This window comes from Acinetobacter sp., from assembly GCF_039596015.1.
Lineage (GTDB): Bacteria > Pseudomonadota > Gammaproteobacteria > Pseudomonadales > Moraxellaceae > Acinetobacter.
Window position 1 is genome coordinate 141326 of the sequence record NZ_JBCNKN010000003.1, and the last position, 22186, is coordinate 163511.

General features: G+C 40.0%; 22 protein-coding genes. 5 read left to right on the plus strand and 17 right to left on the minus strand.

Annotated features, from left to right (window positions below):
• The 5 genes from ABDV70_RS04260 to lgt form a co-directional block, all read right to left on the minus strand.
• Complete coding sequence (locus ABDV70_RS04260; protein ID WP_343595685.1) at nt 1-516, minus strand: dihydrofolate reductase; 516 nt, start codon at nt 514-516, stop codon at nt 1-3.
• Complete coding sequence (gene thyA, locus ABDV70_RS04265; RefSeq protein ID WP_343595686.1) at nt 513-1355, minus strand: thymidylate synthase; 843 nt, start codon at nt 1353-1355, stop codon at nt 513-515. The genes ABDV70_RS04260 and thyA overlap by 4 nt, the downstream gene beginning before the upstream one ends.
• Before the next feature lie 107 nt (nt 1356-1462).
• On the minus strand, nt 1463-1747 hold the full coding sequence (locus ABDV70_RS04270; RefSeq protein ID WP_343595688.1) for a hypothetical protein: 285 nt from the start codon (nt 1745-1747) through the stop codon (nt 1463-1465).
• 79 nt (nt 1748-1826) lie between these two features.
• Nucleotides 1827-2198, minus strand: a complete 372-nt coding sequence (locus ABDV70_RS04275; RefSeq protein WP_343595689.1) for a hypothetical protein — start codon at nt 2196-2198, stop codon at nt 1827-1829.
• A gap of 66 nt (nt 2199-2264) precedes the next feature.
• Nucleotides 2265-3083 carry a prolipoprotein diacylglyceryl transferase gene (gene lgt / locus ABDV70_RS04280; protein WP_343595690.1) on the minus strand — a complete coding sequence of 273 codons (819 nt, stop codon included), beginning with the start codon at nt 3081-3083 and terminating at the stop codon, nt 2265-2267.
• A gap of 92 nt (nt 3084-3175) precedes the next feature.
• On the opposite strand from lgt, the gene ABDV70_RS04285 reads away from it, so the two are divergent.
• On the plus strand, nt 3176-3967 hold the full coding sequence (locus ABDV70_RS04285; RefSeq protein WP_343595691.1) for an NRDE family protein: 792 nt from the start codon (nt 3176-3178) through the stop codon (nt 3965-3967).
• 76 nt (nt 3968-4043) lie between these two features.
• Nucleotides 4044-4925 carry a permease gene (locus ABDV70_RS04290; protein ID WP_343595692.1) on the plus strand — a complete coding sequence of 294 codons (882 nt, stop codon included), beginning with the start codon at nt 4044-4046 and terminating at the stop codon, nt 4923-4925.
• Nucleotides 4926-4955: 30 nt separating this feature from the next.
• Here the strand turns inward: ABDV70_RS04290 and rdgB are convergent, their stop codons facing one another.
• The 9 genes from rdgB to ABDV70_RS04335 all read right to left on the minus strand — a co-directional run bounded on the left by rdgB (nt 4956) and on the right by ABDV70_RS04335 (nt 15234).
• Nucleotides 4956-5582 (minus strand): RdgB/HAM1 family non-canonical purine NTP pyrophosphatase, encoded by a 627-nt coding sequence (gene rdgB, locus ABDV70_RS04295; RefSeq protein ID WP_343595694.1) that lies wholly within the window; start codon nt 5580-5582, stop codon nt 4956-4958.
• A gap of 107 nt (nt 5583-5689) precedes the next feature.
• Entirely contained in the window at nt 5690-6277 is a 588-nt protein-coding gene (locus ABDV70_RS04300) for a tetratricopeptide repeat protein (protein WP_343595696.1), read from the minus strand.
• Nucleotides 6274-6867, minus strand: coding sequence for a methionine biosynthesis protein MetW (gene metW / locus ABDV70_RS04305; protein ID WP_343595697.1), 594 nt, complete (start codon nt 6865-6867; stop codon nt 6274-6276). The genes ABDV70_RS04300 and metW overlap by 4 nt, the downstream gene beginning before the upstream one ends.
• Entirely contained in the window at nt 6867-8030 is a 1164-nt protein-coding gene (locus ABDV70_RS04310) for a homoserine O-acetyltransferase (RefSeq protein ID WP_343595698.1), read from the minus strand. Before ABDV70_RS04310 ends, metW begins: the two co-directional genes overlap by 1 nt.
• An 86-nt stretch (nt 8031-8116) precedes the next feature.
• Entirely contained in the window at nt 8117-9814 is a 1698-nt protein-coding gene (gene leuA / locus ABDV70_RS04315) for a 2-isopropylmalate synthase (protein ID WP_343595700.1), read from the minus strand.
• 369 nt (nt 9815-10183) lie between these two features.
• Nucleotides 10184-11287, minus strand: coding sequence for an alpha-hydroxy acid oxidase (locus tag ABDV70_RS04320; RefSeq protein ID WP_343595702.1), 1104 nt, complete (start codon nt 11285-11287; stop codon nt 10184-10186).
• Entirely contained in the window at nt 11287-11970 is a 684-nt protein-coding gene (locus ABDV70_RS04325; RefSeq protein ID WP_343595703.1) for a Fe2+-dependent dioxygenase, read from the minus strand. The genes ABDV70_RS04320 and ABDV70_RS04325 overlap by 1 nt, the downstream gene beginning before the upstream one ends.
• 110 nt (nt 11971-12080) lie before the next feature.
• A complete protein-coding gene (locus ABDV70_RS04330) occupies nt 12081-14291 on the minus strand; it encodes a TonB-dependent siderophore receptor (RefSeq protein WP_343595704.1) in 2211 nt (736 codons plus the stop codon).
• A 751-nt stretch (nt 14292-15042) separates the two neighbouring features.
• Nucleotides 15043-15234 (minus strand): hypothetical protein, encoded by a 192-nt coding sequence (locus ABDV70_RS04335; RefSeq protein WP_343595706.1) that lies wholly within the window; start codon nt 15232-15234, stop codon nt 15043-15045.
• 417 nt (nt 15235-15651) lie between these two features.
• Here ABDV70_RS04335 and tig point away from each other — a divergent pair, with 417 nt between their 5' ends.
• From tig to clpX, 3 genes are all read left to right on the plus strand, one after another.
• The gene (gene tig / locus ABDV70_RS04340; RefSeq protein ID WP_343595708.1) at nt 15652-16986 is read left to right on the plus strand and encodes a trigger factor; all 1335 of its coding nucleotides are present in this window, start codon (nt 15652-15654) and stop codon (nt 16984-16986) included.
• A 185-nt stretch (nt 16987-17171) separates the two neighbouring features.
• Nucleotides 17172-17777 carry an ATP-dependent Clp endopeptidase proteolytic subunit ClpP gene (clpP, locus tag ABDV70_RS04345; RefSeq protein ID WP_343595709.1) on the plus strand — a complete coding sequence of 202 codons (606 nt, stop codon included), beginning with the start codon at nt 17172-17174 and terminating at the stop codon, nt 17775-17777.
• A gap of 27 nt (nt 17778-17804) precedes the next feature.
• Nucleotides 17805-19112, plus strand: a complete 1308-nt coding sequence (gene clpX, locus ABDV70_RS04350; RefSeq protein WP_343595711.1) for an ATP-dependent protease ATP-binding subunit ClpX — start codon at nt 17805-17807, stop codon at nt 19110-19112.
• 69 nt (nt 19113-19181) lie between these two features.
• On the opposite strand, the gene ABDV70_RS04355 is transcribed toward clpX, so the two are convergent.
• The 3 genes from ABDV70_RS04355 to ABDV70_RS04365 form a co-directional block, all read right to left on the minus strand.
• The gene (locus tag ABDV70_RS04355; RefSeq protein WP_343595713.1) at nt 19182-19733 is read right to left on the minus strand and encodes a DUF2059 domain-containing protein; all 552 of its coding nucleotides are present in this window, start codon (nt 19731-19733) and stop codon (nt 19182-19184) included.
• 282 nt (nt 19734-20015) lie between these two features.
• Nucleotides 20016-20432: a DUF2059 domain-containing protein gene (locus ABDV70_RS04360; RefSeq protein WP_343595715.1), complete on the minus strand. Its 417-nt coding sequence runs from the start codon at nt 20430-20432 to the stop codon at nt 20016-20018.
• A 94-nt stretch (nt 20433-20526) separates the two neighbouring features.
• A complete protein-coding gene (locus ABDV70_RS04365) occupies nt 20527-22050 on the minus strand; it encodes a fumarate hydratase (protein ID WP_343595716.1) in 1524 nt (507 codons plus the stop codon).
• Nucleotides 22051-22186 lie beyond the last annotated feature (136 nt).

A 22186-nucleotide genomic window follows, 5' to 3' on the forward strand; every position in this document is an offset into this window, starting at 1 on the left:
TTAAACTTTTTCGTAACGAGCAAATTCAAACTGAACTTTTGACGCTTCATCTAGATGCTGTTCACTCATAGTTTTGGTAAATGTTGCAGGAATTTCAGGATAGAAGGCATCACCTTGAACATCAAGTTCAACATGCGTCAATTCTAAACGGTCTGCAATATCGAGTGTTTGCTTGAAAATTTCACCGCCACCAATAATGAAAATACTGTTCGGTTTTTCACTGTTTGCAGCATCGAGTGCAGCCTGACTGAGGGCATCTTCAATGGTATGGGCAATTTTTGCGCCTGCAAAATTCCAAGAGGCATCACGGGTAATGACCCAATTGACACGTTTAGGTAGTGTGCGTCCCATCGATTCTAGGGTTTTTCGCCCCATCACCACCACACCACCTTGTGTGATTTCTTTAAAGTGTTTGAGGTCGGCAGAGATATGCCACGGCAACGCATTACCTTTACCAATGCAGTGCTGTTGATCCATCGCGACCACATGTACAATTTCTAGTCCTTGAAAACTCATACAGCAACCTCTGCTTTAATTCCAGGGTGAGATTGATAATTGACGATTTCGATATCTTCAAATTTAAAGTCAAAAATATTGTCAATTTCTGGGTTTAATTTTAATTGGCACAAAGGTAGTGGTTCACGGGTTAACTGAAGCTTGGTTTGTTCAAAATGGTTGGCATACAGATGCGTGTCACCACCTGTCCAGACAAAATCACCGACACCTAATCCGCAGACTTGCGCAATCATGTGGGTGAGTAGGGCATAGCTAGCAATGTTAAACGGAACCCCTAAAAAGACATCGGCACTACGTTGATAAAGCTGGCAAGATAGTTTTCCATTTTGCACAAAGAACTGGAACAGGGTATGGCATGGCGGTAGTGCCACTTGTCCTGCTTCATTTGGGTTCCAGCCTGAAACGATTAAACGACGTGAATTGGGGTTGGTTTTTATTTCGTTGATTAACCAAGAAATTTGGTCAAAACCATCTTGCTGATAGCTATTATCTGCATTTTTAGTTGCACCAAAGTTACGCCATTGATGACCATAAACAGGCCCAAGCTCTCCCGCAGGACGACCAAAACGTGCTGTTTGTTCGGCTGTAGACCACTCATCCCAAATACTGACTTTGTTGTCTTGTAAATATTGGACGTTGGTATCGCCTTTTAAAAACCATAACAGTTCGATCACAATTGAACGAAAATGCACTTTTTTAGTGGTTAAAAGTGGAAAACCCTTTGAAAGGTCAAAGCGCATTTGATGACCGAATACTGAACGTGTACCTGTACCTGTACGGTCACCTTTGTCACCGCCGTTATCAAGGATATGTTGTAAAAGGTCTAAATAAGCGCGCATAAAACTCTCTAAATTTGGAACTGGATATGTCACCGTCTGCATTGTTAAAACAGAGCAGATGTGGATGTCCATCATAGCAGAAAGCAGTAATTTTTCGCTATGCCGAATCAGTGCCGTTTCGCTCGGTACTGTAGGGTTGAAACCAGTACGAAACCTAAAAAGCCAAAGCCAATGATTTGTCCAACATAGATAAGACGGTGATCTTGCGGTAAAAATGTATAAAGTAGCAAGAGTCCGACAAAGGGTAAAATGGCGAGTATGTGACTGATGAAAGCCAATTTATTTTTTAAAAATCGTTGTTGTAGTTCTCTTAAAAGATGAACGCTTATTCCCAAGCCGAGGCTACAAATGACGATCCATTTTGGTAGTTCAGCAATTTTAGACAGCCACATCAAACAGACACAAATTATAATGCTCAGGATAAATTTATGTTGGCGATGCAAGCGTTCTGAGTACCAAAAATTAAGTAAATTAAACATGAGATGGTTTTTTGAATAAGACTTGAGGTGAAAAAATGCAAATGGTCACGACCATGATCGCAATGCCTTGTACACCCCATTCAAGTAGGTGATTCATGGCTTTCATAAAGATCAGCGCGCACAGTAATGCCAGTGGAATCCAGGTAAATACACGATACAGCAGCTTGCGTGGGTCGTTGTCAGTTAGGTGTAATTTACAGAAACGGCAGACCAGAAAAACCAGTCCAGTCATTGCAAATAGTCCCATTAAGGCAACAGGCATTGGTGCTTTTAAATGCAGTCCAACCATAATGGTAATTGCAATCAGCAAAATCCATAATTTACGGGCAAATGAGATGTCAGGATTAAACCAGAATTCGAGCATAACGATTTTATCTTTATTAAACGGTTTCACTTTAGCATGAAAAAGGGAGCATTCGCTCCCTTGAATTTAGTTGTTTTTATTTGGGCCCCAGTCGTAAATTTTACGTTGATAGGCGATAAGTAAAAGCAGTAAACCAATAATAATCATTGGGAAAGATAACATTTGTCCTTTGGTCACCCAACCTAAAAGGATAAAGCCCTGATCGGCATCGGGTTCGCGGAAAAACTCCATAAAGGAACGAGCCAAGCCATAACCAATCAAGAATAAAGCAGAGACTGCCATTCGTGGGCGTGGTTTGCTACTAAACCACCACAGCACAAGAAACAGCAATAAGCCTTCGCAAAGTGCCTGATAAATTTGTGATGGATGACGTACCAGATGCAACGGGTCAGTTGGGAAAATCATCCCAAAAGGATAGTTCGGATCGGTGACAGCACGGCCATAGAGTTCACCACCAATAAAGTTACCGATACGACCAAACATGAGTCCTGTCGGAACGCAAGGCGCAACAAAATCCATGGTTTGGAACCATGTTTTTTGGTATTTTCGGCACCATAAAATCATGGCGACCATGACACCGATAAAACCACCATGGAAGCTCATGCCACCAGTCCAGACCTGAAACAGCCAGAGAGGATGCGCTAGAAATTGGTCAAACTCATAAAATAGGACATAACCAATACGTCCACCAATTACAACACCTAAAGCACCATAAAAGACCAGATCGGAAACCATTTCGGAAGTCCAGTCTGTACGTTGTTTTGCTCGATAAGTTGCCAAGCCCCATGCGCATAAAAAAGCGAGGAGATACATTAATCCATACCAGTGTACCTTGAGCGGGCCAAGGCTTACGGCAATGGGATCGATATTTGGATAGGTCAGCATAGTGCTCCCTTCTATTCATATTTGGCGTAATTTTATCTGAATCTTGAAGAAAATGTTGTACATTCAATGTGTAAAGAATTGTAGGAAAGAACATGTGTATTGTCGCAATTGCATGGCAAGTCGTGGATGACATGCCACTGTGCATGATTTCAAATCGGGATGAGTTTTATCATCGTCCTACACGCAATGTTCATTTTTGGGAAGATTCGCCCATTATTGCAGGGCAAGACTTACAATCTGGCGGAACATGGTTGGGTATCACCCAAACAGGTCGTTGGGCGGTGATTACCAATTATCGAGATGGACAAGACTCACGAAAATTTACCACTTCACGTGGGCAGATCGTGACTGACTTTTTAACAAGTGATCTTGCTCCGATTCGTTTTGCTCAGCAGCTCGAAGCGGTACAACAACACTATGCAGGGTTTAACCTGATCGTGGGGACACGAGAGCAAGCGGTTTATATGAGCAATCGGGGAGAAGCTCCGCAAGTGTTGCCACATGGGGTTTATGTGTTGTCTAACACCAATATGGGGCAGTTCTGGCAGAAAACCCAACATTTTCGGACACGCTTTACACAGGAACTTTTACCTTTGTTGCAACTCAAAACGGACGAACCAACACTTGAGCAAGTGGTGTGGGATATTTTACAAGATGATCGTCAGGTAGATGAATCACAATTGCCAGACACAGGCATTGCAACGCAACTCGAATATCTTTTATCTTCTACGTATATCCAAAGTCCCGAATATGGAACACGTAGTTCAAATTTTTTACGGATTTATGCAAACCATGCAGATTGGTTTGAAAAGGTTCAACCAATGCAGCAGCCACTACAACACCTAAATATTGCATTTTGTCAGCCACCCGAACATGGCCTATGAATAATCAAGGAATTTAAGTGATGACGATAAAGTTCGTGTTAGCATAAATCGACTTATCACACAGGGAAATGGAGTTGTGACTTTAATTCTTCCATTTATCGCATTTCTTTCAGGATGGTTATTGGCTTCGACGCCATATGTGGGAAATCTTAAAAAGATATTTTCAAGTGTACTTGCCCGCTTTTTTATTCCATTTGTGATCATTTACAACATGGTGTATTACCAGACAGGTAGTCTGGGACTGATGTGTTTTAGCTTTATTTCTGCGATTTTGGTCTATGGTTATTTTGTCTATCGCTTTAAAGACCGTTTAATTGCGCTGTGTGCCAGTTATATCAATTTAGCATGGTTGGGTTTTCCATTTGCATTGGCTATTTTTGGGCACGAAATTAGTTCTGCCATGATTGCGTTATATGTTGGCGGCTCAATTTTTGGAAACGTATGGTCGGTGACCGCCGTGAGTCAGGAAAAACAGTCACCTTTGGCAATCTTGAAAAAAGTCATGCAATCTCCGCCTGTTATTGCACTGATCATTGCGGGGATTTGCCGCTTATTTCACTTGCAGGATTTTGCCGAACCCAAATGGTTAGAACAACTGTATCAAGTGTCTAAGATTGGGATGATTTTTACAGGGATGAGTGTTTTAGGCATGTGGTTACGCCATACGCAGGTGTCTAAACAGGACTTAATTCATAGCTGTAAGGTGATGTTACCCAAGTTGGTTTTGGGAGCAGTGATTTGTAGTTTTACTTATTTTGTAATTGCCAATCCGTTTATGAACCATTATATCGGGTTGATGTTTTTCTTATTCTGTTTACCGCCTGCAGCCAATATTGTGGCACTTGAAACCCATTATCAGGGTACAGGATATTCAGCGCGTTATATTGCAGCAGGGACAATCATCAGTATATTGATGATTGCCATCTACGGTGTGATTTGGCAGTTTATTAAAAGATAAAGGAAGCGTACTTTCTTTATCTTTTTTTGATTATTTTGCCAGACTTTGACGGAACAATTGCATGGCTTGCCCACGATGGCTGATCAGGTTTTTCTCTTCTTTAGAAAGTTCTGCGCTACTTTTTCCAAGTTCAGGTAACCAAAACAGTGGGTCATAGCCAAAACCGTTTGCACCACGAATTTCCTCTAAAATTTGACCTTTCCAAACGCCCTGAAAAATTTGAGGCAACGGGTCATCGGCATGGGTGACTAAAGCCAACACACAAACGAACATCCCTTCGATGGTTTCGCCATCTTTACGAAAGGGGATCAGGTCTGCCAAAAGTTTTTCATTGTTGGCTTGATCGTTACCGTGGTCGCCTGCATAACGTGCCGAATAAATTCCTGGCGCACCACCCAGTACTGGTACACAAATGCCCGAGTCGTCTGCCATTGCAGGTTTACCTGAAATACGGGCAGCATGGCGCGCTTTAATAATGGCGTTTTCTACAAAACTTAAACCATCTTCAATAGCATCTTCAATTTGAAGTTGACCTTGTGGAATAACCTGTACGGGTAAGTCGAGTTGTTGAAACAACTTTTCAAATTCAGCAAGTTTCCCTTTGTTATTGCTTGCGAGTACGAGGCTACCGTGTTCTAACCATGTTGGCGCTGACATATGAAATTACTCAAAGGCTAAAAAATTAAAGGAATTATGCACAAAGTTGGGTTTAAAAACAAAAAAGACACCGTGTTGGTGTCTTTTTCATTCAAGATTTAATTTACTTATTGTGCCTGAATCCATTTGTCTGCACGGTCAACCGCTTGACGAATTTGTTCAGGTGTTAAGTTTGCAGCCAAAGCCGTTTTTTTGGTTTGTGACATGTCGATAACGCGGTTATCTAACATACCATCACGTGTTGAAAGCTCATACCACTGATAAGCACCAACATAATTCTTTTTATGTTCATCCATCAATGCAAGGTTAAAGCTGGCACGGTTGTCACCATGACTCGCAGCTTTTTCAAGATAGCGACGTGCTTGAGATTCATTTTTTGAAGTACCCAAACCATCCGCTAGCATACGCCCAACATTTAATTGTGCTGCTGAAACGCCTTGATCAGCGGCTTTTTTGTACCAAGAGAAAGCTTGACCAAGATCTTTAGGAACTTCTTTACCAAACTGATAACGTGTTGCAACGTAGAACTGTGCTGCTGGTTGTCCGGCTTTTGCTTCGCTTAACAACTGGTTAAAGCCCATTGTTGAATAACGAGCAGCTAGAGATGAAGTAGATTGTTGTGTCGGGAGATAATCTGCATGGACTTGCGTACTAATAATTCCAAAAAGAATTGTACTTAAAACGATTTTTTTCATAGGGCGCTTACTCGATAAATTGCGACTTCACCAAATAAATTTGGAATATGTTTACTGAGTAAACTATCTTTCTGATTCCCATTCACGGCGAGTCGATTAATAATCTTAATCTGATTTTCTGCACACAGTGCTTCAAAATCCCGAAAAGTACATAAATGAATATTCGGGGTGTTATACCACATGTAAGGTAGAGCTTCTGAAACAGGCATCATCCCTTTTAAGGCAAGGAAAGAACGCGTCTTCCAATGCGCAAAGTTAGGGAAGGTAATAATGGCTTGTTTCCCCACACGAACCATATCGCGTAATAAAACATCAGGAGCATCAACAGCTTGCAACGCCTGAGCCATGACCACATAGTCAAAAGACTGGTCAGCAAAGCGGTGCAAACCTAAATTTAGATCCTGTTGTATAATATTTAACCCTCGACTGACCGCAATTGCAATCTTTTCTTGATCAATTTCTAATCCATAAGCACGAATATGGTGTTTTTTGCTCAAATGAGCCAAAAGTTCACCATCACCACAGCCTAAATCCAGAATACTTGAACCCGGTGTAATCCATTTTTCTGCGAGTTGCTGATCTAAACGCATTACACAATCTCCTTAGGTGTTGCCGCAAGGTGTTGTTCACCACCTAAAAATGCACGTAATGTTTTCACATAGAGTGGGATTGGGAACAAGAAAGAGTCGTGACCTTGTTCAGCTTCAATGTCCAGATAAGTGACAGGCTTATGGTTGCTAATCAGCGCATTGACAATTTCTTGTGAGCGTTCGGGGCTAAAACGCCAGTCGGTAGTAAAGGACACCACCAAGAAACGGCATTTGGTATTTGCCATGGCTTTTTGGAGTGACTGTTCGTATTCGCGAGACGGGTCGAAATAGTCCAGTGCTTTGGTCATGATCAGGTAGGTATTGGCATCGAAGTTACGGCTGAACTGTTCGCCCTGATAGCGTAAATAACTTTCGACCTGAAATTCGACATCGAAGCCATACATAAATTTGCCTGACTTTAAGTCTCGTCCAAATTTTTGTTTCATGGCTTCTTCGGACAAATAGGTAATGTGTCCGACCATACGCGCTAAAATTAAGCCACGTTTTGGATAGCTGTCGTTTTCTAAATAACGCCCATGATGAAAATCTGGGTCAGACAAAATAGACTGACGTGCCACTTCGTTAAACGCAATGTTTTGTGCAGAAAGTTTTGGTGCGCTGGCGATAATCACACAATTTTTTAAACGGTCAGGGTAATCAACCGACCATTGTAGTGCCTGCATGCCACCGAGCGAACCGCCGACAATCGCATACCAAACATCAATGCCCATTCGGTCAGACAGCATGGCTTGGGTTTTGACCCAGTCACGCACTGTCACTAAAGGAAAATCTGGACCGTAAGGCAAATTACCGTTGTCTGGGTTGGGTGAAATCGGGCCTGTAGAACCACTGCATCCCCCAATATTATTGAGCGCGACAACAAAGAATTTATTGGTATCAATCGCCTTGTTGGGGCCAATGCATGCATCCCACCAGCCCGCTTTTTTATCATCTTCATGATGATAACCAGCAGCGTGATGATGACCTGAAAGTGCATGGCAAATTAGAATGGCATTGGATTTGTCGGCATTAAGATGACCATAAGTTTCAACCATGATCTCAAAACGAGGTAGAACCCGACCACATTCGAGTTCAAGTGGCTCTTCAAAAGCGTATTTTTGCGGGGTGACTAAACCCACCGAGTCAGCGGAAGAAAAAGACACGAGTATAAATCGCCTTATTTATTTTGAATCTCTTAAGAGCAAAAAGGATACCAGTTTAGGTATCCTTTTTAAATGATTTTTAAAGATTAAACAGCTTCAGAAACGATATCTTCTGTGCTAAGTAAGCCTTGTTCAATTAAACGATTGGTACATGCGAAGATTGCTTCAATTGAAGAGGTGACAGTGTTGTCATGAATCCCTGCACCAAATGCGCTTTTGCCTGTGCCTTTAACTTGTAATTCAACTAAGGTCAAGGCTTTGGCATGTGCACCTGAACTAATGCTACGTTCTTCATAGTTCAAGACATCAATTGGCAATTGAAGTGCATTCACGATTGCAGAGATTGGGCCGTTGCCTTCACCACGTAAATGCTGGGTTTCGCCATCGACTTCAATTTCTACATCAATGATCTGGTTGCCATTTTCGTCAGACAATTTGTAGTTTTTAGCGACATAGTTTTTGTCTTTAATGCCAACATACGTGTCTTTAAACAAGTCCCAGATTTGTTCTGCTGAAATTTCTTTTGCCGTGGTATCGGTATGTTCTTGAACCACTTGGCTAAATTCAATTTGTAAACGACGAGGCAACACCACACTGTAGTTTGACTCAAGTAAGTATGCAATACCGCCTTTACCTGACTGACTGTTGACACGAATCACTGCATCGTAGTCACGACCTAAATCTTTCGGGTCAATTGGCAAGTAAGGCATATCCCAAATTTCTTGGTTTTTCTGGAATTCAAAGCCTTTTTTAATGGCGTCCTGATGCGAACCAGAGAAAGCTGTGAACACCAAATCACCTGCGTATGGATGACGAGGATGAATCGGTAAACCTGTACATTCTTCAACAGTTGCAATGATTTCGTTGATATTGGAAAAATCAAGATTTGGCGCAACGCCTTGGCTGTACATATTTAATGCCATTGCCGCAACATCGACATTACCTGTACGTTCACCATTCCCAAACACACAGCCTTCTACACGGTCTGCGCCTGCCATAATCGCAAGTTCAGAAGCGGCAATTCCACAACCACGGTCATTGTGGCAGTGAACCGAAATCAACACACCATCACGACGTTCGATGTTGCGGTGCATCCATTCGATTTGGTCGGCATAAACATTTGGTGTTGAAACTTCAACGGTTGCAGGCAAGTTCAAAATCACTTTTTGTTCTGGACGTGCATCCCAAATTTTGGTGACTGCATCACAAACATCTTTAGCCACTTCAAGTTCTGTAGCAGAGAAACATTCAGGGCTATATTGGAAAATCCACTGCGTTTCAGGCTGTTTTGCTGCGTATTCTTTCACTTTTTCAGCAGCATTGATTGCAAGTTGTTTTGCCCCAGCAATATCTACATTTAATACTTTTTGACGGAAGGTTGGCGAGTTTGAATTATAAATATGGACGATGGCACGTTTTGCGCCTTCAAGTGCTTCAAATGTACGTGCAATCAAATGATCACGTGCTTGTACCAAAACTTCGATGTATACATCTTCTGGAATGTGATTTTCTTCGATTAATTTACGGGTAAAGTCAAAATCAATTTGAGATGCCGAAGGGAAACCAATTTCGATGTGTTTGAACCCAATTTTAACCAGCATTTGGAACATCTTAAATTTTTGTTCAAGATCCATTGGTTCAAAAATGGCTTGGTTGCCGTCACGTAAGTCGGTGCTCATCCAAATCGGGGCTTGGTTAATTTCGTTATTTGGCCACTGACGATCAGGTAAATCGACTCGTTGGTACATGCGACGGTATTTCTTACTTGGGTCTGCCAACATCATGGGATTGCTCCTTGCTCGTAGTTTTGCGCTGGGGTAATGGCAACGTCTACTTTAAATATGGTGTGTTAAATCAAGATTTCAATTGCTTAAATTGTTGATGAATCAAATAAAAGTTAATTACTCAGTCGCAGATGTCCAAGGGTATTGGGCGTTATATGAGTGATTGGGTCGATCAATAAAACTTTCATTTTGTAATCCATAGGCAATCATGGCACAGGTGTTTTGAGTACGTGTGATGCCATCGCAACAATTTGAGTGCAATACATCGCTGTACACTATGTATTGTTATATTAATCGCATTGATTGGAAAATATTTACCGAATTTTAGAAGAAAGTCCATATTATGGAAAAATTTTCTCATACTTCGGTTTAACTTCGGTAAATATAGTCACGATTGATCTCTTTTAAGGTAGCTGTTCCCATTAATGCCATCGTAACTTCAAATTCTTCTAATAGGGTACGAATGACATGTGCGACACCTAAAGCACCCGCAGTGGCGAGTCCGTAAATATAAGGTCGTCCAATTAAAACGGCTGACGCGCCAAGTGCAAGGGCTTTAAAGACATCGGTTCCTCGGCGGATACCACCATCATAAAGCAATGGAATATCTGCTGGCAGATGGTCTTTAATTATTTCCAATGCGGTAAGGGGAGAAATGCTGGTATCTAAAATACGGCCACCGTGATTTGAAATAATTAAACCTTGAACACCAAGTTCAATGGCCTTTTTTGCATCGGCAGGGTGTAACACGCCTTTTAACAACACAGGTAATTGGGTGTTTTTGACGAGCCATTCAATGTCATCCCATTTGGGAGAAACCTTCATTAACCCATTAAACAGTTTGTGTTCAGATGGTGACACATCGGGAAAACTGATATGTGTTGGTGTGTGTGGATGCTGCATGTCATTGGGTAAATGAAAAGCAAGTTGTCGTTCTCTGTCACGAATCCCGACATGTGGAGCATCTACCGTGATGACAATGGCTTTAAAACCATACTGTTCGGCCTGTCCAATCAGTGGATAGGATTTTTCCCGTGACCCTTGCCAATACAACTGAAACCATTTGTAAGGATTGTGCGGGTTGAGCTGATCCATTGCCGTATTGGTAAAGGTACTGAGCACATAATTACTTTGCATGACTTCAGCCGCAAGGGTAGTGGCGGCTTCACCTTGAGGGTGAAAAAGTTGTTGATGACCAATCGGGGCTAAAAAAATGGGGTGTGGATAATGCTGTCCAAAGAGTTCAAGCGAGGTATTGCCTTGAGTCAGGTCATTTAAATGTCTGGGAATCAGTTGGATTCTTTCAAATTGTGAAAGGTTTTGTCCCACACTAATTTCACGCATTGCACCACCAGACAAATAGCCCCAAACATCTGGAGCTAAGTGTTGTACTGCCTGTTTTTCATAGTCGAGTAATGTCTGTAAATAGGCTGGAATCTCATTTAATGCAGCCAATGGTTGGGTGGATGTCATTAAACGTCTCCCCATTGGCGCAGTAGGTTGTGGTAGTGATTGGTGAGGTTAAGGACTTCTTCACAATCACCGATTTTTTGTTTTAGGCTCATAATGGTCATATCAAGATTAAACAACATGGAACGCTGCCAGTCATCCTTGACCATGCTTTGCATCCATGTAAATGAAGCAATACGTACCCCCTTAGTGACGGATTCTACTCGGTGCAAACTGGTTGCAGGGTAAACAATGGCATCGCCTGCATCAAGTTTAACCTCATGGCTACCATAGCAATCTTCAACAATCAGTTCACCACCTTCATATTCATCAGGTTCAGATAAGAAAATGGTGATTGAAACATCGGTTCGAATGGCGGTTTGATCAAGTTTAGACCACTGCACAGCGTTGTCGACATGATTGCCATAATGCCCGCCATCTTGGTAACAGTTAAACATAGGCGGAAGAATTTTTTTAGGCAATGCAAAGGATTGAATGAGAAGGTTACTTTGGATAGCTTGGAAAATGAACGTATTGAGATCTTTATATAAATCGCTATTGGCATCAATTTGGAGATTATTTTTAATTTTTGTCGCTTGATGTCCAGCAGTTTTACTTCCAGAAATCCACTGGTCATTTTGCTGCATGGCTTCTCGAATTTGGGCGACTTGAGTCTTGCTTAAGACGTTGGGAACATGAAGCATCATTGTGGATTTGTCCTACCTCAAGATCATTTTAATGTCAAAAACCAACGAATGATGAAATTCGCTGGTTATTACAAATAACAATCATTTACATGGATGAAAGAGGGTTTGAATTAATATTTAAAATTCACAGCCAAGACCGCATTACGACCATCACCTTCAAAGGCATAGTGTGCTGCATGGGCACTGGTGAAATAACGCTTGTCTGAAATGTTATTCACATTGAGCTGAAGGTTTACATTCGGATTAACATCGTATTTCATCATTGCATTGTAAATGGTGTACGCAGGCATATATTTCTCAGCAGTGGCGCTTGAGTTTACATAAGCACGGCTTTTGTATTGAGCACCTGCACCTACAGTCCATTTTGGTAAAACTTTATAGGTTGACCACAGTGTCGCACTATTTTTGGCAACATATGGAATTGGACCACCTGCCGGTGTGACAGTACATGTGGTGCCACGGCAACTATAACCAGGGGTTTTTAGTTCACTGTCTAAATAGCTATATCCAGCAGCGATTTCCCATTTTGGGGTTAAGTGACCATTTAAGCCCAGTTCAAAGCCATCCACTCGGCTGTCACCTACATTGGAATATAAACCACTGGCATCTTGAATACGGGTATTTTGTTTTTCGGTCCGAAAAATAGCGGCTGTAATATTGGCACGTTTATTGAAAATATTCCATTTGGTTCCAATTTCATAAGTACGTGATTTTTCAGGCTTAAGGTCGGCAATAGCCGTACTGACAGAAGATTCGCTACTGTCACCTTGACCAATTCCCACAGGATTGGCGGACGTTGCAATGCTTGCGTAGATGCTACCATTTTCAGTTGGTTTAAAGACTAAACCAGTTTGATAAGAGAGGAAATCACTATCACTTTCTGCATTTACACCGACTGATGAAACACCAGCATAGGTCATTGATGCTTTATTATATTTTAAACTGGTATCAAATTTGTCCCAACGTAGCCCTAAATTCAGTAACCATTGTGGTGTAAATTCAATACTATCTAAAGCATATAGCGAAGTTGTTCGACTTCTTGTTGTGTTCATATTGCTATAAGGCGTAATTGTACCTGTATAGGCTGGATTTGTTGGATGGTATAAATCTGTACATTGGTAGTTAGATGCTGTACATGTACTGCTTGTTGCGGGCGTAATGTACAAACCTAGATCTGTAGTTTGATAACTCCATTCTGCACCTACATTAAAACTGTGTTTGAGGAAACCAGTATTGAATTTTCCAGTCAAGGCAAGCTGGTCACCATAAGCATCGGTATTCGAAATACGGCTTAAAGAATGTCCACGCCAGACACTACCATTTACCACGTTTCCTTTAGAGTCATCGGCATTGGTATAAATATAATTGGTTTTTGATTTGGTATAGGTCGCAGTATTGGTCAAGGTCAGATTGTCATTAAAATCATGCTCTAACTTAAATGTCCCAATATGATTTTCTCGTTTATCAAAATCGCGATTTTTCCAACCATAGTATGTGCCTTGTTTAACCGAGATTGGTTTTCCGCCTGTTGTGGGGAAAGGAATTCCTGCATCGGGTTCATCATCACTTTTTAGGAAATAATAGCTGAGCGTACCACGTGTTGCAGTACCCAACCCCCATGCAAGACTTGGGGCAATGCCTACACGGTTATATTCAGCACCATTCGTTTCACCGGGTTTATCATTTTGATGCCCCATAACCACAACACGACCTGCTACGCTATTGCCAAAATCTTTGTTGGCATCAAGCATGATATGCCGATAACTGTCTGTACCACCTGCTACGGTTCCCTGATATTGATCGCCTTGATGGGCAACTTTTGTAATCAGGTTAATACTTCCGCCAACACCGCCACCGCCTGAAAGGGCAGAGCTAGAACCTTTGGTGACTTCAACTTGTTCAACAGCGAACATATCTCGGTTTTGTAGTGTTGAGTTACGAACCCCATCGACATAGATAGAAGATTGAGCACTGTACCCTCGGATATAAGGTGTATCACCAAATGGTGTACCACCTTCACCAGCAGCGAAGGTAATGCCAGGAACATTTTGTAAGGCTTGTGTTAAAGAGTTTGCACTGGTTTCTTGTAAAAGTTTTTGCGACACAACAGCAACAGATTTAGGTGTATCTAAAAGTGCGGCAACATATTTGGTATTTGCTGAGTGATCGACCTTGAAACCCTCCTCATTTTTTTGTGCTTGGGAGTGAATTGTGGGGAGCACAGTGCTTTCATCTTGCGCAATTGCTGCTGTTGCGAATAAAGAGAGAGAAGAGGCGAATGCAGAAGAAACAATCTTCTTATGAGTTTTGATACGTGACATAGTAAATGCTTCTAAAGGAGGCTAATTGTAAAGATTTTTTAAATGTTAATAATTATTGTTATTAATATCACTATATTTTGATAGAAAAAACCGATAAAGAATATGTATTTATTATGAATTTTTAGAAAGAATTTATGAAAAGTATATTAAGTAATTGAATTTAATATTAATTGATAAATTGAATAATAATAACTTACTCAATTGTAAATAATAATTATTACTATTTATGAGTATAAAAATGATCGATATCAGGGGGATGCTAGTTTTAAAAGACAGTTTTGGTGAAATTTTGATCACTATTGTTAGATTGATTAAGTGTTTATATATTATTTTTTAAAAAATATAATATGCGGTTTGATTTTTATTAAGCGCTATATGGGGAAGGTCTGTAATAAAGAACCTACATTGGGATGAAGTGAATCTTTGCATTTAAAAAATCTAATGACTAAAAATGAATTTAGCAGATCTGGTGAAATTATTTTTGATGATTTGTTTGGGGATGCTAGGAGGATTCTTGGGTTTAGAGAACTGTTTTAAGAATCCGTGAGGGTATTGGCATTTCATTTATCATCCATTGAAAGCAGACTATTTTTGGTATTTATTTGTGGACAATGATTTATATTTAGAGCGGCTAAATTTCATCATTTGAATTTTAAAATACTTAAAAACTTTTGCATTAAAAATACACAGTCTGCATTGTCGGTATGAGTGAAATGCCAACAGCCTCTCATCAGAATCAGATTATGAAAAATTAAGATTCATCATCAGAAGGTTGTTGCTCATCATGATTTTCTAATTTTTCTTCTGCAATTTTGGTCGCTTCATAACCTGCAAAAGCACTTGCGGCTTTTTCTAGGAGACCTGCATCTGGATCAAGCTTATCAACAGCTTGTTCAGCAACAATCGCACCGGCAATTTTTCCTACTTCATCTAAAAAACTCATCGCCTTTCTCCAAAAAGGTTTTTTGAGGTTTCAGTTTAACGATAGGTTTTGTAAATCGTGATGTAGAAATGTTTTTCTTTAACGTGATTGTATGATCTATAAGAAATTTTTTGTATTTTTTTATTCGGTTTAAGCTTGCGTTAATGCTTTTGAAAGTCAAATTTAAATCTATAAAAATAGTATCACTTTGTGACTTGATGCTTAAGTTCTTTGTCAGAAGATTTTTTAACTATATTGTTTTTTTCACAAAATGATCAATTCTGAATCATCAGCTTGATAAGGTGAAATAGGTTAGAAATGTAAATTATTGGTGAGTTTTTAATAATCTCGAGCCAAAATTTTGTATATCTTGCAATGATGGCTTATAATACACGACTTTAAAAATTTGCTACTACTAACTAGATAATTGAGGAAGCCATGCAAGTAACGACTGAAGCGGTTTCGGGCGTTGCCCGTCGTTTAAACGTATCTGTACCGACGAGCCGTGTTAACGAGCAATTTGAAGCTCGCTTAAAACGCACTGCCAAAACTGCGAAAATCAACGGCTTCCGCCCAGGTAAAGTACCTGTAGATGTTGTACGCCGTGAATATGGTGCTGGTATCTATCAAGAAGTTGTAAACGACATTATTCGTGATAGCGTTTTTGAAGCAATTCAACAAGAAAAAATCAATGCTGTTGGCATGCCAAACATTGAAAAAGTTGAAAACAAAGATGATGCTTTGGTTTTTGAAGCGACTGTAGAAGTTTATCCAGAAGTTGAAGTGAAAGCATTTGATGGTTTAGAAGTTGAACGTAAATCTTCTGAAATCACTGATAAAGATGTCGATCAAATGATCGAAAACTTGCAAAAACAACGTCAAACTTGGGCTGTAACCAAAGGCATGGCGAAAAAAGACATGCAAGTAACTTTCGACTTTGAAGGTTCTATTGATGGTGAGAAGTTTGAAGGTGGTTCAGCAGAAGACTTTAAACTTGTGTTAGGTGCTGGTCGTATGATTCCTGGTTTTGAAGACGGAATCGTAGGTATGAAAGCAGGCGAAGAAAAAGTAATCGATGTTACTTTCCCTGAAGATTACCAAGCTGAAAACCTTGCGGGTAAACAAGCGCAATTCAAGATCACTGTTAAACAAGTTGAAAAAGCGAAATTACCAGAAATTGATGCTGAATTCTTAAAAATCTTTGGTTTAACTGAAGAAGAAGGCGTTGAAAAATTAAAAGCTGACGTTCGTAAAAATATGGAACGTGAAGTGAAAAATGGTCTTCGTAACCAAGTTAAATCAGCTGCATTTGATGCGTTGGTTGCTGCTAACGAAATCGAAGTACCAGCTGCAATGGTTGCTCAGGAAATTGACCGTCAACGTCAACAAATGATCCAACAATTCACTCAGCAGTTTGGTGCACAAGGTGCGAAAGCATTTGACTCTAGCATGCTTCCAGATGACTTGTTCAAAGAACAAGCTGAAAAATCAGTAAAACTTGGTGTATTGGTCAGCAAAGTATTGGCTGATGCTAACCTTGAAGTTGATCAAACTCGTGTAGAAGCTTACATCGAAGATATGGCTTCTTCTTACGAAGATCCAACTGAAGTGGTTGAATACTTCAAAAATGACAAACAGCAACGCGCTCAAATCGAAGCTGTTGTTTTAGAAGATCAAGTTGTAGATCACATCTTGGCTTCTGCTAAAGTAACTGATAAAGCTGTATCTTATGAAGAATTGTTGAAAGAACAACAAGCTCGTCAACAAGGCTAATCAAGTTCTTTAAAAAAGGCGCGTTAACGCGCCTTTTTTTATGCAACGAAAAGACAGTTCAAAGCATCACTATTTTTTAAGTATTTATCTGTTAATTAAATCAGGAATAGTTTTGCAATTTTGACTTTTATCCCTCATATTGTTGCTATGGTTTAGGTCATAAAAATTTAGGAATAAATAAACGTATGTATGTTCCAGATATTGAAAATGCTTTAGTTCCTGTTGTTGTAGAGCAGTCCTCTCGTGGTGAACGTTCATTTGATATTTTTTCGCGTCTTTTAAGAGAGCGTGTTATTTTTCTGACAGGTGAAGTTGAAGATAACATGGCAAACCTCATTGTTGCGCAAATGTTATTTTTAGAAGCAGAGAACCCTGATAAAGATATTCATCTTTATATTAACTCACCGGGTGGTTCTGTGACTGCGGGTATGGCAATTTACGATACGATGCAGTTTATTAAGCCTGATGTTTCAACCATTTGTATGGGACAAGCGGCTTCAATGGGCGCATTTTTATTGAACGCAGGTGCAAAAGGCAAACGCTATTGTCTTGAAAATGCCCGTGTAATGATCCACCAGCCTTTAGGTGGTTTCCGTGGACAAGCGTCAGATATTGAAATTCATGCACGTGAAATTCTATTTATTAAAGAACGTTTAAATCGTTTAATGGCAGAACATAGCGGTCAGGATTTTGAAACTGTTGCGCGTGATACCGATCGTGATAACTTTATGACAGCACAGGCTGCAAAAGAGTACGGTTTGGTTGATGCTGTATTGACAAAACGTCCATAATTTAAAAAAGATTAAATTGGAGAAAATATGTCCAATCATCCTCAAGGACAAAAACATTGTTCATTTTGCGGTAAAACGCAGTCTGAAGTCGGGAAACTGATTGCAGGTGAGGACGCCTACATTTGTAACGAATGTGTGGATGTATGCTTAGACTTGGTACAAACCAGTCAGCAAGTAAATTCTGGTGACTGGGCAAACCGTCCATTGCCAAAACCTCATGAAATTCGTGCTGCACTTGACCAATATGTGATTGGTCAGGACACGGCCAAGAAAACCTTGTCAGTTGCAGTTTATAACCATTATAAACGCTTAAAAACGGCCCATACGGGTCGTAAGCATGATGATGTTGAAATTGCGAAAAGTAATATTTTGCTGATCGGACCAACAGGTTCGGGTAAAACATTGCTTGCGCAAACTTTGGCACGTTTGCTAGATGTTCCTTTTGCAATGGCAGATGCGACAACACTCACCGAAGCAGGTTATGTTGGTGAAGACGTTGAAAACATTGTACAAAAGCTTTTGCAAAAAGCGGATTACGATGTCGAAAAAGCACAAAAAGGCATTATTTATATTGATGAGATTGATAAGATTACGCGTAAATCTGAGAATCCATCAATTACACGTGATGTGTCTGGTGAAGGTGTACAACAAGCCTTGCTGAAAATGATTGAGGGAACAGTTGCCTCAATTCCACCTCAGGGTGGGCGTAAACATCCACAGCAAGAATTTATCCAGATCGATACTTCGAATATTTTATTTATTTGTGGTGGTGCGTTCTCTGGTCTGGAAAAAATTGTTCAGCAGCGTCAGGAAAAGGGTGGCATTGGCTTTAATGCAGAAGTGAAGAAAAAGGATGATACTAAAAAAGTATCTGAACTTTTCCGTCAAGTTGAAGCGAATGATTTGGTACGTTTTGGTCTTATTCCTGAATTTATCGGACGTTTGCCTGTCATTGCCACTTTAGAGGAACTAGATGAAGAAGCACTTGTGCAGATTTTGACAGAACCAAAGAATGCTTTAACACGTCAATATGAACATTTATTCGATATGGAAAATGTTGATTTGGTGTTTGAATCTGAAGCATTACGTGCAGTTGCCAAAAGAGCATTGGAACGCAATACAGGGGCGCGTGGTTTACGTTCGATTTTAGAGAATGTACTCCTTGAAACCATGTATGACTTACCAAGCCGTAGCGATGTAGGTACAGTGGTTGTGACAAAAGCAGTGATTGATGATCAGGCTGCGCCTGAGTTCAAAGCTGAACGCACCAACAAACCTCATACTGCAACAGAAGATAAAACAGAATTGAAAGTTGTCGATTCTAAATCAGCCTAGTTTTATTTTTAGTTAAAAAACGCGCATTTTAATGCGCGTTTTTTTATGGGATTGGATTTAACTTTCTTTTTATTTGGTTTTTGCTTGCTTTGGTAATGGTTTTAAGATGTCTTGGATCTGTTGTTTATATTTTTCTTGTTGCTGTTGGCTGAACTCACCTTTTTGAGTGAGTTTTGCTACATCCTGACCTATTTGGTTCATGATCATGGGTGTTTTCTGTGTAATTGAACGACCTTCAGGTGTGTTTAAAAAACGAATATAAGCTTGAACTTCCTCTTCAGTAAAATTCTGCTGATAAATATTTCGAATCATTTCATCTATATTGGCATTTTTTAAGCTTTCAGCCGTCATATTTTGCAGTACTGTTGTAAGTTGTTGGCTTGCTGTTAAATCTTGGGCTGTTAAGGTCTGATGTCCTGTATATCTTTGAATTGTTTGAACAGATTTTTGTTGAAAAACAGGACGCATGGCTTGAATAGAGTCTTGTACTGTTTTATGGACCTGCGCAAGTTGTACCAACTGTTCGACAGAACTTGGTTTTGCTGGTGTTGCAAACGCAGCAGAGCTTAAGCAACCAAGAGTGAGTACGAAAGGTAAGCAAAGATTTTTTAATTTTAACATGAGATTATTTCCGAAATTGGTATTTCATTTTTTTTACTGGTAGAACGAAGTCTGTTGATATTTATTGTTGCTATTTTATCCAAAATGATTCATTTAGAATGACTAAACATCATCATATTTGCTTTTGTATCATCTGTAAATTGCACACTATTGGTTTAAGTTGTAAGTGTAAAATATCAACAGATCTGAATATATCAAAACTTCATTACATCTATATTAATGAATGAAAATACTCATAATATTTGAGTATTTCAATCATGTGGCGCAAATGTGAATTTGAAATTAATTGTTTTCTAGGCCTAAAACTTTAAATAATCCGTTACTTAAACTACTATTATTCATCATGTTTTTAATCACAACTTCATAAGTTTGTTGACTTAAGTATGGCATTTTTTGCGAAAGAGATTGTCCTTCAGGTGTTTCATAAAAACGGTTGAGTGCTTGAATTTCTTCTTCGGTTAAATTTTGTTGATAGAGTTGTTTCAGTTGAGGCTCAACGGATGTCCAAAATTGTTCTTTATCTAAACCAAGCATTTTTAGTTGTTGCGGTTTAACCATAGCTTGTGTGTTTTGTTTAATTTGTAAAACATCGAAGAGTTTGTTAATTGAAGTTGGAGAGGCGGGTGTTGCATGACTCGCATTAAAGAAAAAAAATCCACCAAGTAAAGCAATAATCTGGCTGATGCTTTTGAGTTGCATGCCTAAAACCCCTATGAAAAAGATAATAGCTTGCTAATGTAAATAAAAAACACGCCAAGTGGCGTGTTTTTTTGATGTGTTTCAGTTACGACAGTTATGCCGTTGCATCAGTCACAGGAATTTTTCCAATTTTTGCTTGCCAGATTTTGGGTGCAATCGCATGAATAGATGTGCCATTCACATCTACAGCAACAGAAACAGGCATATCTTCTACAACAAATTTGTAGATTGCTTCCATTCCTAAATCAGCAAAGGCAACAACTTCTGCTTGGCGGACTGCTTTAGATACAAGATACGCAGCACCACCAACAGCCATAAGGTAAGTTGCTTTGTTGTCTTTAATTGCTTCAACCGCAGTAGGGCCACGGTCTGCTTTACCAATCATGCCGAACAGGCCTGTATGTTCAAGCACTTTACGTGTGAATTTATCCATACGTGTTGCAGTAGTCGGGCCAGCAGGTCCAACGACTTCATCACCTACAGGATCAACAGGCCCAACGTAATAGATAAACTTACCTTTTAAGTCAACAGGAAGTTCTTCACCATTGTCGATCATTTCAACAAGACGTTTATGCGCAGCATCACGGCCTGTATACATAGTACCGTTGAGCAATAATGTATCGCCTGGTTTCCATGAGTCCATTTCTTCTTGGGTAATCGTGTCTAGGTTAACACGTTTAGATTTTGAAGAATCCCAAGTGACTTGTGGATAGTCTTCAAGTTTTGGCGCTTGAATATGTGCTACACCTGAACCATCAAGTTGGAAATGTGCATGACGAGTCGCTGCACAGTTCGGAATCATACCCACGGGTTTACCCGCAGCATGGCAAGGGTAATCTTTGATTTTAATATCAAGAACTGTGGTTAAACCGCCAAGACCTTGAGCACCGATACCGAGCGCATTTACTTTTTCAAAGATTTCGATACGAAGTTCTTCGATTTTATTTTCAGGGCCGCGACGCAGAAGTTCATCCATGTTAATTTCTTCCATGAGTGCTTCTTTTGCAAGCATCATGGCTTTTTCGGCAGTCCCACCAATCCCGATACCGAGCATACCTGGTGGACACCAGCCTGCACCCATTGTCGGTACAGTTTTAAGTACCCAATCGACAATAGAGTCAGATGGATTTAGCATTGCAAGTTTAGATTTGTTTTCTGAACCACCGCCTTTTGCTGCAACGGTAATATCGACTTTATTCCCTGGTACGAGTTTGTAGTGAATAACAGCAGGGGTATTGTCTTTAGTATTTTTACGACCAAATGCAGGATCAGCAAGCACCGATGCACGTAGTACGTTACTGTTTTCCAGATAACCTTGGCGAACACCTTCGTTAATGGCATCATCTAGGCTCATGGTTAAATCGAATTTAACATCCAGACCCACGTCAACAAAGACATTCACAATCCCTGTATCTTGGCAAATTGGGCGATGGCCTTCTGCACACATACGTGAGTTAATCAGAATCTGTGCAATGGCATCTTTCGCAGCTTTGTTTTCTTCACGATCATACGCACGACTCATCGCCTGAATAAAATCTTGCGGATGGTAGTATGAAATGAATTGAAGTGCATCCTTGACTGATGTGATCAAGTCATCTTGTTTGATAATTGTTGTCATATCAAATTTCTCTTGAGCGGGCTGTTAGCTAGCGGGCTAAATTATATGACAAAATTACACTGCTGTGGGTAGTTTCGCCGAGATTTTGATCCAAGTTTAAAATGAATCCGGTAAGAAAAAATCAAATTTCCAATAG

Bases quoted from the DNA above. Each gene is read 5' to 3' on its own strand.
- ABDV70_RS04355 (WP_343595713.1), bottom strand. From the start codon at position 19,733: ATGTTAAAATTAAAAAATCTTTGCTTACCTTTCGTACTCACTCTTGGT.
- ABDV70_RS04270 (WP_343595688.1), bottom strand. From the start codon at position 1,747: ATGTGGCTGTCTAAAATTGCTGAACTACCAAAATGGATCGTCATTTGT.
- ABDV70_RS04260 (WP_343595685.1), bottom strand. From the start codon at position 516: ATGAGTTTTCAAGGACTAGAAATTGTACATGTGGTCGCGATGGATCAA.
- metW (WP_343595697.1), bottom strand. From the start codon at position 6,867: ATGCGTTTAGATCAGCAACTCGCAGAAAAATGGATTACACCGGGTTCA.
- ABDV70_RS04335 (WP_343595706.1), bottom strand. From the start codon at position 15,234: ATGAGTTTTTTAGATGAAGTAGGAAAAATTGCCGGTGCGATTGTTGCT.
- ABDV70_RS04320 (WP_343595702.1), bottom strand. From the start codon at position 11,287: ATGACATCCACCCAACCATTGGCTGCATTAAATGAGATTCCAGCCTAT.
- ABDV70_RS04330 (WP_343595704.1), bottom strand. From the start codon at position 14,291: ATGTCACGTATCAAAACTCATAAGAAGATTGTTTCTTCTGCATTCGCC.
- leuA (WP_343595700.1), bottom strand. From the start codon at position 9,814: ATGATGTTGGCAGACCCAAGTAAGAAATACCGTCGCATGTACCAACGA.
- ABDV70_RS04365 (WP_343595716.1), bottom strand. From the start codon at position 22,050: ATGACAACAATTATCAAACAAGATGACTTGATCACATCAGTCAAGGAT.
- ABDV70_RS04275 (WP_343595689.1), bottom strand. From the start codon at position 2,198: ATGCTCGAATTCTGGTTTAATCCTGACATCTCATTTGCCCGTAAATTA.
- ABDV70_RS04360 (WP_343595715.1), bottom strand. From the start codon at position 20,432: ATGCAACTCAAAAGCATCAGCCAGATTATTGCTTTACTTGGTGGATTT.
- clpX (WP_343595711.1), top strand. From the start codon at position 17,805: ATGTCCAATCATCCTCAAGGACAAAAACATTGTTCATTTTGCGGTAAA.
- ABDV70_RS04285 (WP_343595691.1), top strand. From the start codon at position 3,176: ATGTGTATTGTCGCAATTGCATGGCAAGTCGTGGATGACATGCCACTG.
- ABDV70_RS04300 (WP_343595696.1), bottom strand. From the start codon at position 6,277: ATGAAAAAAATCGTTTTAAGTACAATTCTTTTTGGAATTATTAGTACG.
- clpP (WP_343595709.1), top strand. From the start codon at position 17,172: ATGTATGTTCCAGATATTGAAAATGCTTTAGTTCCTGTTGTTGTAGAG.
- tig (WP_343595708.1), top strand. From the start codon at position 15,652: ATGCAAGTAACGACTGAAGCGGTTTCGGGCGTTGCCCGTCGTTTAAAC.
- lgt (WP_343595690.1), bottom strand. From the start codon at position 3,083: ATGCTGACCTATCCAAATATCGATCCCATTGCCGTAAGCCTTGGCCCG.
- thyA (WP_343595686.1), bottom strand. From the start codon at position 1,355: ATGCGCGCTTATTTAGACCTTTTACAACATATCCTTGATAACGGCGGT.
- ABDV70_RS04325 (WP_343595703.1), bottom strand. From the start codon at position 11,970: ATGATGCTTCATGTTCCCAACGTCTTAAGCAAGACTCAAGTCGCCCAA.
- rdgB (WP_343595694.1), bottom strand. From the start codon at position 5,582: ATGTCAGCGCCAACATGGTTAGAACACGGTAGCCTCGTACTCGCAAGC.